This is a genomic window from Microbacterium gilvum (assembly GCF_039543865.1).
Taxonomy (GTDB): Bacteria; Actinomycetota; Actinomycetes; order Actinomycetales; family Microbacteriaceae; genus Microbacterium; species Microbacterium gilvum.
Genome location: NZ_BAABKO010000001.1, coordinates 921,335 through 935,401, shown reverse-complemented (window position 1 = coordinate 935,401; position 14,067 = coordinate 921,335). Strand labels below are relative to the sequence as shown.

Genomic DNA, 14,067 nt, shown 5'->3' with positions numbered 1-14,067 from the left:
GGCGGGGGAGAAGAGGGGGCGCAGGAGCGGGTCACTCCTCCTCGACCGCGGCACGGCGCTCGAGGAGGAGGCGGATGCCGCGGAAGGCGACGCCGATGATGACGACGGCGACGCCCGCGACGACGCTCTGCCAGGGCAGGGTCGCGGCGAGCACGACGCAGCCGGCGGCGCCGACCGCCTGCATCGCGCGCGGATAGCGGCGCACCGATGGGCGCTGCCGCCAGGCGGCGAGGTTGGCGACGAGATAGTAGAGCAGCACGCCGAACGACGAGAAGCCGATGACGCCGCGCAGGTCGGCGAACGCGACGATGCCGATGACGACGAGCGCGACCGCGATCTCGGCGCGGTGGGGCACGCGCGTGCGGGGGTGCACCGCAGACAGGAACGGCGGAAGGTCGGCCTCGCGCGCCATCGCGAGCGTCGTACGGCCGATTCCCGCGATGAGCGCGAGCAGCGCCCCGAGCGCCGCGGCCGCCGCGCCGACGCGGATGACGGGCTGCGCCCACGCCCATCCGGCCGCGTCGACCGCGTCGGCAAGGGGAGCCGACGATGCGGCGAGGCCGTCGGGCCCGAGCGCGTGCAGCAGCGACGTGCCGACGAGGGCGTACACGGCGACGGCGAGCGCGAAGGCGAGCAGGATGGCCCGCGGGATGGTGCGGGCGGGGTCGCGCACCTCCTCGCCCATGGTCGCGATGCGCGCGTAGCCGGCGAACGCGAAGAACAGCAGACCGGCGGCCTGCAGCACGCCGTAAGGGCCGGCGCCCGTCGCGTCGGCCGCTGCGGGGGAGGCGGGGCCCGCGAACCCGGCGGTCACGGCGACCGCGAGGCAGGCGAGCACGACCGCGACGATGATCTTCGTCGCGAGCGCCGTGCGCGTCACGCCGAGCAGGTTGACCCCGGCGAGCAGCACGACGACGGCGATCGCGACGGGGCGCTCCCAGCCGGCGGGGGCGGCGTACGCGGCGAAGACGAGTGCCATCGCGGCGCAGCTGGCGATCTTGCCGATGACGAAGCTCCATCCGGCGAGGTACCCCCACCACGCCCCGAGCTCGGCGCGGCCGTACGCGTACGCGCCGCCCGCGACGGGATGGACGGCCGCGAGCTGGGCCGACGACGTCGCATTGCACAGCGCGACGATGGCGGCGATCACGAGCCCCATGAGCAGCCACGGCCCGGACGCCGCCGCGGCGGGCGCGAACGCCGAGAAGACGCCCGCCCCGATCATCGATCCGAGTCCGATCGCGGCGGCGTCGCCGAGGCCAAGTCTGCGCGCGAGCGCGGGCTGGGTCGTCATGCGGGAAGTGTACGAGCCGCGGGTGTCCGGGAGATGGCCGACGCGCGACGAGGATATTGTTCTAGTTGCGCTAGAATAACTACATGCTCATCCGCATCGACCCCCTGCGCGAGGAACCCGTCTTCGCGCAGCTGGCGGCGTCCATCCGCGCGGATGTCGTCGCGGGTCGCACCCGCCAGGGCGACCGGCTGCCCGCCGCCAAGCAGGTGGCGTCGGCGCTGGGGGTGAACCTGCACACCGTGCTGCACGCCTACCAGCAGCTGCGTGACGAGGGTCTCGTCGACATGCGCCCCGGACGCGGCGCCGTCATCACCGACGCCGCCGAGCGCATGTCGGAGCTGCACGACGACATCCGCGCTCTCGCGGCGCGGGCCGAGACCCTCGGCGTCCCGCGGGATGTCCTCGCGGGGCTCGTGAGGGACGCGCGGACCTGACCCGCGCACGATACGAGGAGGAACGATGACGACCGACCGCTCACCCGCGAGGGCCCGCGCCATCCGCCGATTCCGGTGGATCGGGCTCCTCGTCCCGCTCGGCGTGTTCGTCGTGCTGGCGGGAGCGCAGGCGGCGCTCCTGCCGCTGCTGCCCGATCCGCTCGCGACGCACTGGGGGCTCGCCGGGGGACCCGACGGCTTCCTGCCCGCCGCCGTCGTGCCCGTCCTGACCCTCGCGGTGGGCGGCGGGGTGACCGCCCTGCTCGGCGGTATCGGCCTCGCGCAGATGCGCTCGGCCCGCGGGCGCACCCATCGGCTGCTCGCCGCTGTCGCATGGTTCGAGACGGCGGTGCTCTCCGCCGTGCTCTTCGGCAGCACCCTGCTGCAGGTGGGCCTCGACGACGCGCGCGACGCGGGCTCGGTGACGTGGCTCGTCGTCGGCGGCTTCGCGGCCGGCATCGTGCTCGGCGCGGCGGCCTGGGCGCTCGTCCCCGACCTTCCCGACGAGGGCCCCGACGCCGAGACCCCCGCGCCGCTGCACCTGGCTCCGGGCGAGCGGGCGGTGTGGATGCAGACCGTGACGATGGCACGCACGGGGCTCATCGCCCTCGTCGGCGCGCTCGTGCTCCTCGTCGCGGTCTCGGCGGGCACGGCCATCGCCGACGTCGCGACCGCGGGCGCGCCGTCGACGGTCACGTGGATCACGATCGGCTGCGCCGTGCTCGTCGCAGCGCTCGTCGCGACGACGGTGGTCTACCGGGTCCGCGTCGATGACGCAGGGCTCACCGTGCGCGCGCCGATCGGATGGCCGCGCGTCCGCATCCCGCGCGCCGAGATCGCGTCGGCGGAGGTCGCGTACGTCGACCCGATGGGGGAGTACGGCGGATGGGGATGGCGGTACGGGATGTCCTCGGGCTGGGGCGTCGTGATGCGCGCCGGGGAGGCGCTGCGCGTGACGCGGACGAACGGCAGGGTCTTCACCGTGACGATCGACGACGCCGCGACGGCCGCCGCGCTGCTGGCCGGGCTCGGCGAGCGGACGGACCGCGCATGAGCGCCGCCGCGCGGGTGCCATGGCCCGCTGTGGCCGTGTTCGCCGTCGTCTCGGCCGGGCTCGCCTGGATCGTCGCCCTGCCTCTCTGGCTCGGCGACGGCATCGCGTCGCCCGTCTTCGGCCTGGTGGCTCCGGCCATGATGTACACACCGCTCGTCGCGACGCTCGTCGTGGTGCTCGCGCTGCGCTCGCCCGCCGTCGGCCGGCTGCGCGCGCTCGGCGTCTGGCCGCTCCGGCCCGTGGGCAGGACGATCGGATTCGCCGTCGCCGCCGTGCTCATCCCTCCGCTCATCGTCGTCGGAGCCGCGCTCCTGGCGGGCGCACTGGGCCTCGTGGAACTGGACCTCGTCGGGTTCTCGGGATACGCGCAGACGCTCGCGGCGAGCGGCGTCGACGTCGCCGACCTCCCCGTCCCGGTGTCCGTGCTCGTCGTGAGCCAGCTCGCGGCCGTGCCGCTCGGCGCCGTCGTCAACGTCGTGTTTGCCTTCGGCGAGGAGATCGGATGGCGCGGCTGGCTGCTGCCGGCGCTCCGCCCGCTCGGCGTGTGGCCCGCCCTGCTGCTCTCCGGCGCGTTCTGGGGGCTGTGGCACGCGCCGCTCATCCTGCTCGGGTACAACTTCGGCCGTCCCGACCTCGCCGGGGTCCTCCTCATGACGGGGGCCTGCGTCGCGTGGGGCGTGCTGCTGGGCTGGACGCGTCTGCGAACCGGATCGGTGTGGCCCGCGGTGTTCGCGCACGGCGCGCTCAACGCCGCTGGCGCATCGGTGCTGATGCTCGCGGCGGCGGGCGCCGACATCGACCTGGCGCTCGCCGGCCCGCTCGGCATCACGGCGTGGGCCCTCATCGCCCTGGTCGTGCTCGTGCTCGCAGCCGCAGGCCAGTTCCGGGGGCGGGCCATCGCGCAGGGGGATGGCGCGGTGCAGGCCGGATAGGACAGGCTGGGGGCATGCCGGAGCCGACTCCCGAGAACTGGGCCGCCGTGGACCGCTATCTCGCCGACACGCTCGTGGGCCACGACGCCGCGCTCGACGCGGCGCTGGCCTCGCAGCAGGCGGCGCATCTCGCCCCCATCGAGGTCGCGCCGGTCGCGGGGAAGCTCCTCCACCTGCTCGTGCGGATCTCGCGTGCGCGCCGCGTGCTCGAGATCGGCACGCTCGCCGGGTACTCCGCGATCTGGATGGCCAGGGCGCTGCCCGACGGCGGCTCGGTGGTCTCGATCGAGGCGGAGCCTCGCAACGCCGCGCTCGCCCGTTCCAACGCGGCGGCGGCCGGTGTCGCCGATCGCGTCGAGATCCTGGTCGGACGCGGAGCGGACGTCCTGCCCTCCCTCGACGGCAGGGAGCCGTTCGACCTCGTCTTCATCGACGCCGACAAGGAGTCGAACACGATCTACCTCGACTGGGCGGCGCGGCTCGGACGGCCGGGCGCCGTCGTCGTCGTCGACAACGTCGGCCGCTCGGGTCGCGTCGTCGACGACACGACCGACGACCCGCAGGTCCAGGGCGTCCGCGCAGGTCTCGCGATGCTGGGCGACGATCCCCGGTTCGATGCGACGGCCATCCAGACCGTGGGCGTCAAGGGGTGGGACGGCCTCGCCATCGCCGTCCTCGTCTGAGGGCGCGCTGCGACGGCAATAGACTGGCGCTCGGACCGACGTCGCTCCCCGCATCACCCACCGACAAGGAGTACTTCCGTGGCACTGATCGAAGCAGTAGGCGCTCGCGAGATTCTCGACTCGCGAGGCAACCCGACCGTCGAGGTGGAGGTGCTCCTCGACGACGGCATCGTGCAGCGCGCGGCCGTCCCCTCCGGCGCATCGACGGGCGCCTTCGAGGCGTACGAGCTCCGTGACGGAGACAAGGGCCGCTACGCCGGCAAGGGCGTGCAGAAGGCCGTCGACGCCGTCATCGACGAGCTCGGCCCGGCCATCGAGGGGCTCGACGCGAGCGAGCAGCGCGTCATCGACCAGGCGCTCATCGAGGTCGACGGCACCGACAACAAGAAGCGCGTGGGCGCCAACGCCATCCTCGGCGTCAGCCTCGCGGTCGCGAAGGCCGCCGCCGACAGCGCCGACCTGCCGCTGTTCCGCTACGTCGGCGGACCCAACGCGCACGTCCTCCCCGTCCCCGCCCTCAACGTCATCAACGGCGGCGCCCACGCCGACACGGGCGTCGACATGCAGGAGTTCTTCCTCGTGCCGCTCGGCGCCGAGTCGTTCGCGGAGTCGCTCCGCTGGGGCACCGAGACGTACCACGTGCTGAAGAGCGAGCTGAAGGCCGGCGGCTACGCCACGGGCCTCGGCGACGAGGGCGGCTTCGCCCCCGACCTCCCCTCCAACCGCGGTGCGCTCGACTTCCTCATGGCCGCGATCGAGAAGGCCGGCTTCACCCCCGGGACCGACATCGCCGTGGGCCTCGACGTCGCCTCGACGGAGTTCTTCGCGGACGGCCGCTACCACTTCGAGGGCAAGCAGCTCACGGCCGAGGAGCTCACCTCGTACTACGAGGACCTGCTCGCGAACTTCCCGCTCGTCACGATCGAGGATGCTCTCGCGGAGGACGACTGGGAGGGCTGGAAGGCCCTCACCGACCGCATCGGCGGCAAGGTGCAGCTCGTCGGCGACGACCTGTTCGTCACCAACCCGCAGCGTCTCGCCGACGGCATCGCGAAGGGCGTGGCGAACTCGCTGCTCGTCAAGGTGAACCAGATCGGCACCCTGACCGAGACGCTCGACGCGGTCGCGCTCGCGCAGAGCAACGGCTACACCGCGATGATGTCGCACCGCTCGGGCGAGACCGAGGACACGACGATCGCCGACCTCGCCGTCGCCGTCAACTGCGGTCAGATCAAGTCCGGCGCGCCCGCTCGCAGCGACCGGGTCGCGAAGTACAATCAGCTTCTGCGCATCGAGGAGGAGCTGGGTGCCGGCGCGACGTTCGCCGGCCGCGGCGCCTTCCCGCGCTTCACGGCGTAAGCGGGTCACCGACCCCGTGTGACGGAAGGGGGAGCCATGGCGAAGAGACCATCGGCTCCCCCTTCCGCCGTCTCCGGGAAGGGGACGCGCCGCGTCGACGTGCGCGGATGGCTCGGCGGCATCCGCGTGTCGGGATTCGCCGTCGTCATGCTCGGTCTCGTGGTCCTCGGCGCCTTCGTGCTCGTGCCGACCGCGGGCACCTACCTCGCCCAGCAGCAGCGGATCGCCTTCCTCCGCGAGGCCGTGCAGGTGAGCGCCGACGAGGTTGCCGAGCTGGAGCGCGAACGCGAGCGCTGGAACGACGACGCCTATGTCGCCGCGCAGGCGCGCGAGCGCCTCTACTACACGTATCCGGGCGAGGTGAACTACCTCGTCGTCGACGATCTCGACGACAGCGAGCTCCCGCGCGAGCCCGACCCCGTCAGCCCCGAGGTCGAGGAGACGGAGGGCGACTGGATGGGCCAGCTGCTGCGATCGGTCGTCGCGAGCGGGCTCGCGGAGTCGGCCGTGTCCGAGGACGAGACGGTCGACGGCGGCGGCGTCTTCCAGCCGGACGACAGCACCGGCGGGTAGCCTGGCGAGGTGACGACACCTCCCTTCGAGCCCGTGCGACCCGTCGACCTGGAGGTCGTCGAGACGCAGCTGCAGCGGCCATCGCGTGGCGTCGTCGGCGTCGCCGCGCGGTGCGTGTGCGGCAACCCGACGGTCGTCGCGACGTCGCCCCGGCTTCCAGACGGCTCGCCGTTCCCCACGTTCTACTACCTGACGCACCCCGCCGCCACGGCGGAGATGTCGCGGCTCGAGGCGGGCCAGGTCATGCCGGAGCTCACGGCGCTCCTCGAGGAGGACGACGAGGTGCGCGCGGGGTATCACCGCGCGCACGCCGCCTACCTCGCGGACCGCGCGCAGTTCGGGGAGGTCGACGAGATCGCCGGCATCTCGGCGGGCGGCATGCCGACCCGCGTGAAGTGCCTGCACGCCCTGGCCGGCCACGCGCTCGCAGCGGGCCCCGGCGTCAACCCGCTCGGCGACCTCGCGCTCGCGCGATCGGCGTGGTCGCCCGAGCGCTGCGAATGCGAGAACCCCGGCGCCGCTGCATGAGGCGCCCCGTCACCGCGTTCCTCGTGGCGCTCCTCGGTGCCGCGGTCCCGGTGGCGCCCGCGGCGGCCGTCTCGCCGGCACCCGCCGCCGTCGAGGCGACACCCACGCCGACCCCGACGGCGACGCCCACGGCGACACCCGAGCCCGAGGACCCCGTGCGGGCGGCGGAGTACTGGCTCGAGGAGTACGGCGTCGAGGAGGCGTGGGAGACGACCCGCGGCGACGGCGTCACGATCGCGGTCATCGACACCGGGATCGCGAAGGGCCCGCAGGAGTTCGAGGGGGCCGTCGTGGACGGCACCGATGTCTCCGGCGTCGGCGCGGCCGACGGCCGCACGCCCGTCGGCGCGACCGACCAGAACCACGGGTCGTACGTCGCCTCGCTCGCCGCGGGCCGCGGCACGGGCGAGGACGAGGGGATGATCGGCGTCGCGCCGGAGGCCGATCTGCTGTCCGTCTCGCTCGGCTTCGGCGCATCCGCCGCCGTGCCGTTCGACGAGCAGGTCGCCGAGGCCATGATCTGGGCGGTCGACAACGGCGCCGACGTCGTGAACCTGTCGTTCACGACGAACACGCTCGACTGGGACGAGAGCTGGGACGAGGCGTTCCTCTACGCCTTCGAGCACGACGTCGTCGTCGTTGTCGCGGCAGGCAACCGCGCGAGCGGCACGACGGTCGTCGGAGCGCCCGCGACCATCCCCGGCGTGCTCGCCGTCGCTGGCGTCGACACGGCGGGAGTCGCGAGCGTGGGCGCCTCGACGCAGGGCATCACGATCGGCGTCGCCGCCCCCAGCGAGCAGCTCCTGGGCGTCTCGGCGACGGGCGAGGTCGTCGAGTGGAGCGGCACGAGCGGCGCCGCCCCCATCGTCGCCGGCGTCGCGGCGCTCGTGCGCGCCGCGCATCCCGAGCTCGACGCCGCCAACGTCGTCAACCGCATCATCCGCACGGCGGAGCGTCCAGACGGCGTGCAGTCGGTCCCCGATCCGCAGTACGGGTACGGCCTCGTCGACGCCGCGGCGGCGGTCGACGGCACCGTGGCGACCGTCGCGCAGAATCCCCTCGGGAGCCTCGAGGAATGGATCGCCCTCCACCGTCGTGCGCAGGCCGGCCCCGAGCCCGTGCCGACTGCGGAAGCCGTGGAGATCCCCGCCATCCCGCCCGCCGACGCCCCCGGCGAGGCGAGCTCGCCCCTCCTGCCGTCGGCCGACAGCATGCGCGAGGTGACCCTGCCGCTCTTCGCGCTGAGCGCCGCTGGTATCCTTGTCGTGCTCGGCGTCGTGTCTGCGGTCAGGCGCGTTCGTTCGACGCGCGCGCAGCGGTAGCCAGCAGCACACAACTCAAGGAGTAAGTTTCACGTGCCCAAGATTCTCATCGTCGGTGGTGGATACGCGGGGTTTTACACCGCGTGGAAGCTCGAGAAGCACCTTCGTCAAGGTGAGGCCGAGGTCGTCATGGTCGACCCGCTTCCCTACATGACGTACCTCCCCTTCCTCCCCGAGGTCGCCGCCGGCTCGATCGAGCCGCGTCACGCGGTCGTCTCGCACCGTCGTCACCTCACGCGCACGAAGCTCATCACCGCCAAGGTGACCGGCATCGACCACGCCAACAAGACGGCGACGATCACGCCGGAAGGCGCGGAGCCCTGGGAGCTGCAGTACGACCACATCGTCGTGACCGCCGGCTCGGTGTCGCGCACGTTCCCGATCCCCGGGATCGCGGACAACGCGATCGGCATGAAGTCGATCGAGGAGGCCGTCGCGGTGCGCGACACCCTCATCGGCAACTTCGAGAAGGCCTCGGCCCTGCCCAAGGGGAGCGAGCTGCGTGCCCGGCTCCTCACGACGGTCGTCGTCGGCGGCGGGTTCGCGGGCATCGAGACGTTCGCCGAGCTGCGCTCGCTCGCCAACTCCCTCCTGGAGAAGTTCCCGGAGATCTCGTTCGACGAGACGCAGTTCCACCTCATCGAGGCCATGGGGCGCATCATGCCCGAGGTCTCGCTCGAGACGAGCGAGTGGGTCCTCAAGGACCTCGCCAAGCGCGGCGCCTACGTCCACCTCGACACGCAGGTGACGTCGGCCGTCGACGGCGTCGTCGAGGTCTCGACGGGGGAGAAGTACCCCAGCGACCTCATCATCTGGACCGCGGGCGTCATGGCGAACCCCGTCGTCGTCAACGCGGGCGACCTGCCCAAGGAGGCGCGCGGCCGCATCAGCGCGCAGGCCGACCTGCGCGTCGTCGACGCCGACGGCAACGTCGTCGAGGGCGCCTGGACGGCGGGCGACGTCTCGGCCGTCCCCGATCTCACGGGCGGCGGCGTGGGCGGCATGTGCGTGCCGAACGCCCAGCACGCCGTGCGCCAGGCGAAGCGCCTCGCGAAGAACCTCGTCGCGGTGCTCCGCGGCGAGCAGCCGGTGGACTACGTCCACAAGAACCTCGGAGCCGTCGCGGGTCTCGGGCTCTACAACGGCGCCTTCCAGTCCGGCAGCATCGCCCTCAAGGGCTTCGTCGCCTGGGTCGCCCACCGCGGCTACCACGGGCTCGCGATGCCGTCGTGGGAGCGCAAGTGGCGCGTCATCTGGGGCTGGGTGCACAACTTCTTCCTCGGCCGCGACACCGTGCAGCTCGGCACCACTCAGACCCCCCGCGTCTTCTTCGAGACGTACGCGTCGCGTCCTAAGCCCAAGGTCGAGGAGCCCGCTCCCACCCCCGTGGCCGCGCCCGCGGAGGCGGCTGCGCCCGTCGAGGCGCCCGCCGCGAAGTAGTCCCGTGCGCCGAAGGCCGTCACCGCTCGTCGGTGGCGGCCTTCGCCATGCCGTAGCGTCAGACCACCCCCCCCGTAGCCCAACGGCAGAGGCAGGCGACTTAAACTCGCTCCAGTCTGGGTTCGAATCCCAGCGGGGGGACCACTCGCGGCGTAGCCTCCCGTCATGGGACGCGGCGGGCGTCCGCGCGCAGCCTACGATGACGACCATGCCGACGCCGCATCCTCTCGCCGCCCCCGCCGTCCACGGCCTCGAGCGCGAGTGGGCGCGCCGCTTCCCCGAGCTGTCGCGTCCGGCGGCACCCGCGCGGACGCCCGCGCCCCGGGTGCTCGCCCTCGATGCGGACCTCGCCGCCGATCTCGGCCTCGACCCCGCCTCGCTGCGGGCGGAGGAGGGCGTGCGATTCCTCACGGGCGAATCGGCACCCGCCGACGCGCCGCCCGTCGCGCAGGTGTACGCCGGCCACCAGTGGGGGGTGTTCCGTCCGCTGCTGGGGGACGGCCGTGCCGCGCTGCTGGGGGAGCGGCGCGCCGCGGGCGATGGCCGCCTGCGCGAGATCCATCTGAAGGGGATCGGCCCCACGTCGATGTCTCGTGTGGACGGCTACGCCACGGTCGGCCCGATGCTGCGCGAGTTCGCCCTGTCCGCGTCGATGCACGCTCTCGGCGTCCCCACGACGCGCGCGCTCGCGGTCGTCGCGACCGGCGCGCCCCGACGTCTGGACGGCGTCGAGCTGCCGGGCGCCGTGCTCGCGCGCACGGCCTCGAGCCATGTGCGCTTCGGGTCGTTCGAGTACGTGCGCGCTCAGGGCGACCGCGCCCTCCTCGCCCGGCTGGCGGATCACGTCATCGAGCGGAGCCATCCGTCCGCCGCGGATGCGCGCCATCCGCACCGTGCTCTGCTGGCGGCCGTGGTCGACTCGACGGCCGCCCTGACGGCCGCGTGGATGAGCCTCGGGTTCGTGCACGGCGTGCTGAGCACCGACAACGTGCTCGTCTCCGCGGAGACGATCGACTACGGCCCGTGCGCGTTCCTCGACGCGTACGAGCCCGGTGCGTGGTTCAGCTCGATCGACCGCGACGGCCGTTACGCCTACGAGCGGCAGCCGTCGATCATGCGCTGGAACCTCGAGCGCCTCGGCGTCGCGATCGCGCCGCTGCTCGCGGCGGGGGAGGACGAGGGAGAGGGCGCGGCCGCCGAGATCGTCGCGGGCTTCGACGCGCGCTACCGGTCCCATCGCGATGCCGCGTTCCGGGCGAAGCTCGGGCTCGACGACCGGACAGACGGGGCGGTCGCGCGCGCCCTCGCCGACGCGGCGCTCGCGCTGCTCGACGAGCACGGTGTGGACTTCACCGGCTTCTGGCGCGATCTCGCGGCGGCGGCGGATGGCGATGAGCGGGCGGTGCGGGCCCGCTTCCTCGGGCCCGTGCCCGCTCTCGATGCGTGGTTCGCGGCGTGGCGCGCGCAGGTCCCCCGTGCGGACCGCATCCGAGGGGCGAACCCCGTGCACATCCCGCGGAACCATCTCGTGGAGGAGGCGCTCGATGCCGCGGTCGACGGCGATCTCGGGCCGTTCGACGCGCTGCTCGAGGTGCTGCGCCATCCCTTCGACGAGCGCGGCGCAGACAGGAGGTACGCCCTCCCCGCGCCCGCCGGCTCGCCGAGGCACCGCACGTTCTGCGGCACCTGACGCGGCGGGAGCCTCAGCCCTCCGCGCGGCGCACCATCTCCGCGATCCAGGCGGGGGCGTACGGAGACGTGCAGTTCGGCGGCGTGGGATAGTCCTTCAGCACCTCGAGGCGCTCCCCGATCGCGATCGCGCGCGCCCGCAGCCCGGGGATGCGGATGCCGATCTCGGCGAGAGTCTGGTTCATGGCCCATTGCAGGCGCTCGGGGGCGTCCTTCATGTCCGCTTCCACGAGGTCCAGCAGACGCGCGGGGTCCAGGCCGTCCGGCCGCTTCCGCACCCGCTCGGTCGTGAGGTCCCATCCGGCCGCGGCCACGACGGGATCGGCGTCGTCGAACCAGGAGCGGCGCAGGTCCTCCGCGTGCGGGCTCTTCTTCACGACATAGGCGACGAGCCAGTCCTGCACCTTGCGCGCCCGTGATGCGCGGAGCATCCCGTCGAGCTGGTCGGCGGAGAACAGCCGGGGGCGCGCGATGAGGAGCGCGACGAGCCGCGCCGGCGTCTCGCCGGTGGACCACAGCGCGAGGGCGAGCTCGTGATCGGCTCCGACGCGCTTGGCGACCGCGCGGAGCTTCGTGAGGTTGACGCCGTGGTCGTCGCCGTGCCGTTCGTTGACGGCGCGCATGCGCGGGTCCTCGAGGGCGGCGAGCTCGTCGCGGATGGCCTCGACGGCCGTCCCGACGCTGGAGGGGTCGCTCATGGCACCAGCGTACGCAGACGCGCGAGCCCCTCGCGGAGGTCGTCGCGGGAGGCGGTGTACGACAGGCGCACGTGCGAGCGGGCGGTCGCAGGGCCGAAGTCGAGACCGGGCGTGAGCGACACGTGCGCCTCCTCGAGGGCTCGCCGGCAGAACTCGTCCGCGTCCATCCCCGTCGAGGTGACGTCTGCGTAGACGTAGAACGCGCCGTCGGGCTCGACCGGGACCGCGAGCCCCAGCTCGGCGAGCCCGGCGAGCGCGATGCCCCGGCGGGCCCGCAGCTCGAGCCTCCGCTCCTCGCACTCCGCGAGCGTGGCGGGGGAGAAGCACGCCCGTGCGGCGATCTGCGCCGGCGTCGACGCGCACAGGAAGTAGTTCATCGCGAGCCGCTCGACGGGCGCGACGAGCGCGGGCGGCAGCACGGCCCAGCCGAGCCGCCACCCGGTCATCCCGAAGTACTTCGAGAAGCTCGACACGACGATGGCGTCGGGGTCGCGTGCGAGCACGGTCGCGGGACGCCGGCCGTCGGCCCCTTCGTCGGCCAGGTCGAGGTAGATCTCGTCGACGAGACGCCAGGCGCCGCGGTCGCGGGCGAGGCGGCAGATCGCGTCGAGCTCGGCCGGACGGATGGTCGTGCCGGTGGGGTTGGCGGGCGTCGCGATCATGACGGCGCGCGTGCGGGGGGTCCAGGCCGCAGCGAGCGAGGCCGCGTCGGGCTGCCAGCGGTGCGCAGCGTCGGCGGGAACCGTCACGGCGCGTGCGCCGAATGTCTCGATCAGCTGCCGATTGCACGGGTAGGAGGGGTCGGCGAGCAGGACGTCGTCGCCCTCGTCGGCGATCGCGGCGAGCACGACGAGGAGGGCGGCGGAGGCGCCCGAGGTGACGGCGATGCGCGCGGGGTCGACGTCGACCCCGTGCCGGTCGCGGTAGAACCGCGCGATGTCGGCGCGGAGGGAGGGGAGCCCGAGGGCGGGGGTGTAGGGGAGCGGGCGGCCGTCCATGGCATCGCGCAGGGCAGCGCGGACCGCCTCCGGTGCGCCGAAGTCCGGCTCGCCGAGCCCGAGGCGGATGACACGGCTGCCATCCGCCTCGAGCTCTGCCGCGCGCGCGCCGAACGCCATCGCGTGGAACGGCTCCACGCGCTCGGCGCGTCGCGACAGCCTCATGCGCTCAGTTGAGGGCCGGCGTGTCCTGCGGGATCACGCCGGTGCCGTACAGGTCGGTGGCGAGGTCGCGGAGGGCCCGCAGCGCGACCCGCTGCGTGAGCGGTCCGTAGGAGATGCGGGCGACGCCCAGCTCCTGGTACTCGGCGGCGGTGAGGGCGCCGGGCAGGCCGATGATGCTCACCTTGCGCTCGCCGATCCCCTCCACGAGCCGTGAGACGGTGTCGCGGTCGAGAGCGCCCGGCACGAACACGAGGCTCGCGCCGGCGTCGAGGAAGGCGCGTCCGCGATCGATCGCATCGTCGACGCTCGCGGAGAGCGGGCGGTCGCCGCCGCGCACGATGGCGTCGGTGCGGGCGTTGAGCTGGAAGGCGACGCCCTCTGCCTCGGCGGCGCGCACGATGGCGGCGACCTTCGCCACCGACTCGTCGAACGGCGCGAGCCGGTCCTCGACGTTGGCTCCCACGGCGCCCGCGCCGATTGCCCGGCGCACCGCGTCAGCCGCGTCGTCGTAGCCCGCATCGAGGTCGGCGGACACCGGCAGGTCGACGGCCTCGACGATGCGCGCGATGGCGGCGATGTTCACCTCGAGCGGCATGGCGCCGTCGGCGTACCCGTGGGAGGCCGCGATCGAGTGCCCGGCGGTCGCGATCGCGCGCGTGCCGGGGAGATCGCCCACGGTGCGGGCGCTGACGGCGTCCCACACGTTCACGACGCGGAGGATCTCGGGTGCTTCGTGCAGCGACTGGAGGGCGAGGGCCCTGTCCTGGATGGTCATGCCTCGACGGTACCGAGATTCGGCAGGCACAGGGCGCATCGTCTGCGGATGCGCAGGCGGCGCACGGCGAGGGCGTCTCGACGATGTCTAGGATGGACGCAGAAATCCAAGGGGGGTTCCGTC

Annotated in this window: 14 protein-coding genes and 1 tRNA gene; 11 read left to right on the top strand and 4 right to left on the bottom strand. The window is 73.3% G+C overall.

Annotated elements, in window-relative coordinates; all coding sequences use genetic code 11:
* Positions 1-31: 31 nt before the first annotated feature.
* Positions 32-1,294 (bottom strand): APC family permease, encoded by a 1,263-nt coding sequence (locus ABD998_RS04750; protein WP_345436442.1) that lies wholly within the window; start codon positions 1,292-1,294, stop codon positions 32-34.
* A gap of 83 nt (positions 1,295-1,377) precedes the next feature.
* Here ABD998_RS04750 and ABD998_RS04745 point away from each other — a divergent pair, with 83 nt between their 5' ends.
* From ABD998_RS04745 to ABD998_RS04695, 11 genes are all read left to right on the top strand, one after another.
* Positions 1,378-1,728 carry a GntR family transcriptional regulator gene (locus ABD998_RS04745; protein WP_345436440.1) on the top strand — a complete coding sequence of 117 codons (351 nt, stop codon included), beginning with the start codon at positions 1,378-1,380 and terminating at the stop codon, positions 1,726-1,728.
* Between the two features lie 25 nt (positions 1,729-1,753).
* The gene (locus ABD998_RS04740) at positions 1,754-2,782 is read left to right on the top strand and encodes a DUF1648 domain-containing protein (RefSeq protein ID WP_345436438.1); all 1,029 of its coding nucleotides are present in this window, start codon (positions 1,754-1,756) and stop codon (positions 2,780-2,782) included.
* On the top strand, positions 2,779-3,714 hold the full coding sequence (locus tag ABD998_RS04735; protein ID WP_345436436.1) for a CPBP family intramembrane glutamic endopeptidase: 936 nt from the start codon (positions 2,779-2,781) through the stop codon (positions 3,712-3,714). Before ABD998_RS04740 ends, ABD998_RS04735 begins: the two co-directional genes overlap by 4 nt.
* A 14-nt stretch (positions 3,715-3,728) precedes the next feature.
* Positions 3,729-4,397 carry an O-methyltransferase gene (locus ABD998_RS04730; RefSeq protein WP_345436434.1) on the top strand — a complete coding sequence of 223 codons (669 nt, stop codon included), beginning with the start codon at positions 3,729-3,731 and terminating at the stop codon, positions 4,395-4,397.
* 78 nt (positions 4,398-4,475) lie between these two features.
* Entirely contained in the window at positions 4,476-5,756 is a 1,281-nt protein-coding gene (gene eno / locus ABD998_RS04725; protein WP_345436432.1) for a phosphopyruvate hydratase, read from the top strand.
* Positions 5,757-5,792: 36 nt separating this feature from the next.
* Positions 5,793-6,329, top strand: coding sequence for an FtsB family cell division protein (locus ABD998_RS04720; RefSeq protein WP_345436430.1), 537 nt, complete (start codon positions 5,793-5,795; stop codon positions 6,327-6,329).
* A 9-nt stretch (positions 6,330-6,338) separates the two neighbouring features.
* Positions 6,339-6,857: a DUF501 domain-containing protein gene (locus ABD998_RS04715; RefSeq protein WP_345436428.1), complete on the top strand. Its 519-nt coding sequence runs from the start codon at positions 6,339-6,341 to the stop codon at positions 6,855-6,857.
* Complete coding sequence (locus ABD998_RS04710; RefSeq protein ID WP_345436426.1) at positions 6,854-8,179, top strand: S8 family serine peptidase; 1,326 nt, start codon at positions 6,854-6,856, stop codon at positions 8,177-8,179. The genes ABD998_RS04715 and ABD998_RS04710 overlap by 4 nt, the downstream gene beginning before the upstream one ends.
* Before the next feature lie 33 nt (positions 8,180-8,212).
* Positions 8,213-9,619, top strand: coding sequence for an NAD(P)/FAD-dependent oxidoreductase (locus tag ABD998_RS04705; RefSeq protein ID WP_345436424.1), 1,407 nt, complete (start codon positions 8,213-8,215; stop codon positions 9,617-9,619).
* A gap of 68 nt (positions 9,620-9,687) precedes the next feature.
* Positions 9,688-9,763, top strand: a tRNA-Leu gene (locus ABD998_RS04700).
* Between the two features lie 64 nt (positions 9,764-9,827).
* Positions 9,828-11,309: a protein adenylyltransferase SelO family protein gene (locus ABD998_RS04695; protein ID WP_345436422.1), complete on the top strand. Its 1,482-nt coding sequence runs from the start codon at positions 9,828-9,830 to the stop codon at positions 11,307-11,309.
* Positions 11,310-11,322: 13 nt separating this feature from the next.
* Here ABD998_RS04695 and ABD998_RS04690 read toward each other — a convergent pair whose 3' ends face one another.
* Genes ABD998_RS04690 through ABD998_RS04680 form a run of 3 tightly spaced genes read right to left on the bottom strand, consistent with a single transcriptional unit; the run spans position 11,323 to position 13,944 of the window.
* Positions 11,323-12,006: a DNA alkylation repair protein gene (locus ABD998_RS04690; RefSeq protein WP_345436420.1), complete on the bottom strand. Its 684-nt coding sequence runs from the start codon at positions 12,004-12,006 to the stop codon at positions 11,323-11,325.
* Complete coding sequence (locus ABD998_RS04685) at positions 12,003-13,169, bottom strand: aminotransferase class I/II-fold pyridoxal phosphate-dependent enzyme (protein ID WP_345436418.1); 1,167 nt, start codon at positions 13,167-13,169, stop codon at positions 12,003-12,005. The genes ABD998_RS04690 and ABD998_RS04685 overlap by 4 nt, the downstream gene beginning before the upstream one ends.
* Before the next feature lie 4 nt (positions 13,170-13,173).
* Positions 13,174-13,944 (bottom strand): isocitrate lyase/PEP mutase family protein, encoded by a 771-nt coding sequence (locus tag ABD998_RS04680; RefSeq protein ID WP_345436416.1) that lies wholly within the window; start codon positions 13,942-13,944, stop codon positions 13,174-13,176.
* Between the last annotated feature and the right edge of the window lie 123 nt (positions 13,945-14,067).

Excerpts from the sequence above, each read along its gene's own strand:
- ABD998_RS04740 (WP_345436438.1), top strand. The coding sequence starts at position 1,754 with ATGACGACCGACCGCTCACCCGCGAGGGCCCGCGCCATCCGCCGATTC.
- ABD998_RS04745 (WP_345436440.1), top strand. The coding sequence starts at position 1,378 with ATGCTCATCCGCATCGACCCCCTGCGCGAGGAACCCGTCTTCGCGCAG.
- ABD998_RS04685 (WP_345436418.1), bottom strand. The coding sequence starts at position 13,169 with ATGAGGCTGTCGCGACGCGCCGAGCGCGTGGAGCCGTTCCACGCGATG.
- ABD998_RS04735 (WP_345436436.1), top strand. The coding sequence starts at position 2,779 with ATGAGCGCCGCCGCGCGGGTGCCATGGCCCGCTGTGGCCGTGTTCGCC.
- ABD998_RS04730 (WP_345436434.1), top strand. The coding sequence starts at position 3,729 with ATGCCGGAGCCGACTCCCGAGAACTGGGCCGCCGTGGACCGCTATCTC.
- ABD998_RS04690 (WP_345436420.1), bottom strand. The coding sequence starts at position 12,006 with ATGAGCGACCCCTCCAGCGTCGGGACGGCCGTCGAGGCCATCCGCGAC.
- ABD998_RS04680 (WP_345436416.1), bottom strand. The coding sequence starts at position 13,944 with ATGACCATCCAGGACAGGGCCCTCGCCCTCCAGTCGCTGCACGAAGCA.
- ABD998_RS04720 (WP_345436430.1), top strand. The coding sequence starts at position 5,793 with ATGGCGAAGAGACCATCGGCTCCCCCTTCCGCCGTCTCCGGGAAGGGG.
- ABD998_RS04750 (WP_345436442.1), bottom strand. The coding sequence starts at position 1,294 with ATGACGACCCAGCCCGCGCTCGCGCGCAGACTTGGCCTCGGCGACGCC.
- ABD998_RS04710 (WP_345436426.1), top strand. The coding sequence starts at position 6,854 with ATGAGGCGCCCCGTCACCGCGTTCCTCGTGGCGCTCCTCGGTGCCGCG.
- ABD998_RS04695 (WP_345436422.1), top strand. The coding sequence starts at position 9,828 with ATGCCGACGCCGCATCCTCTCGCCGCCCCCGCCGTCCACGGCCTCGAG.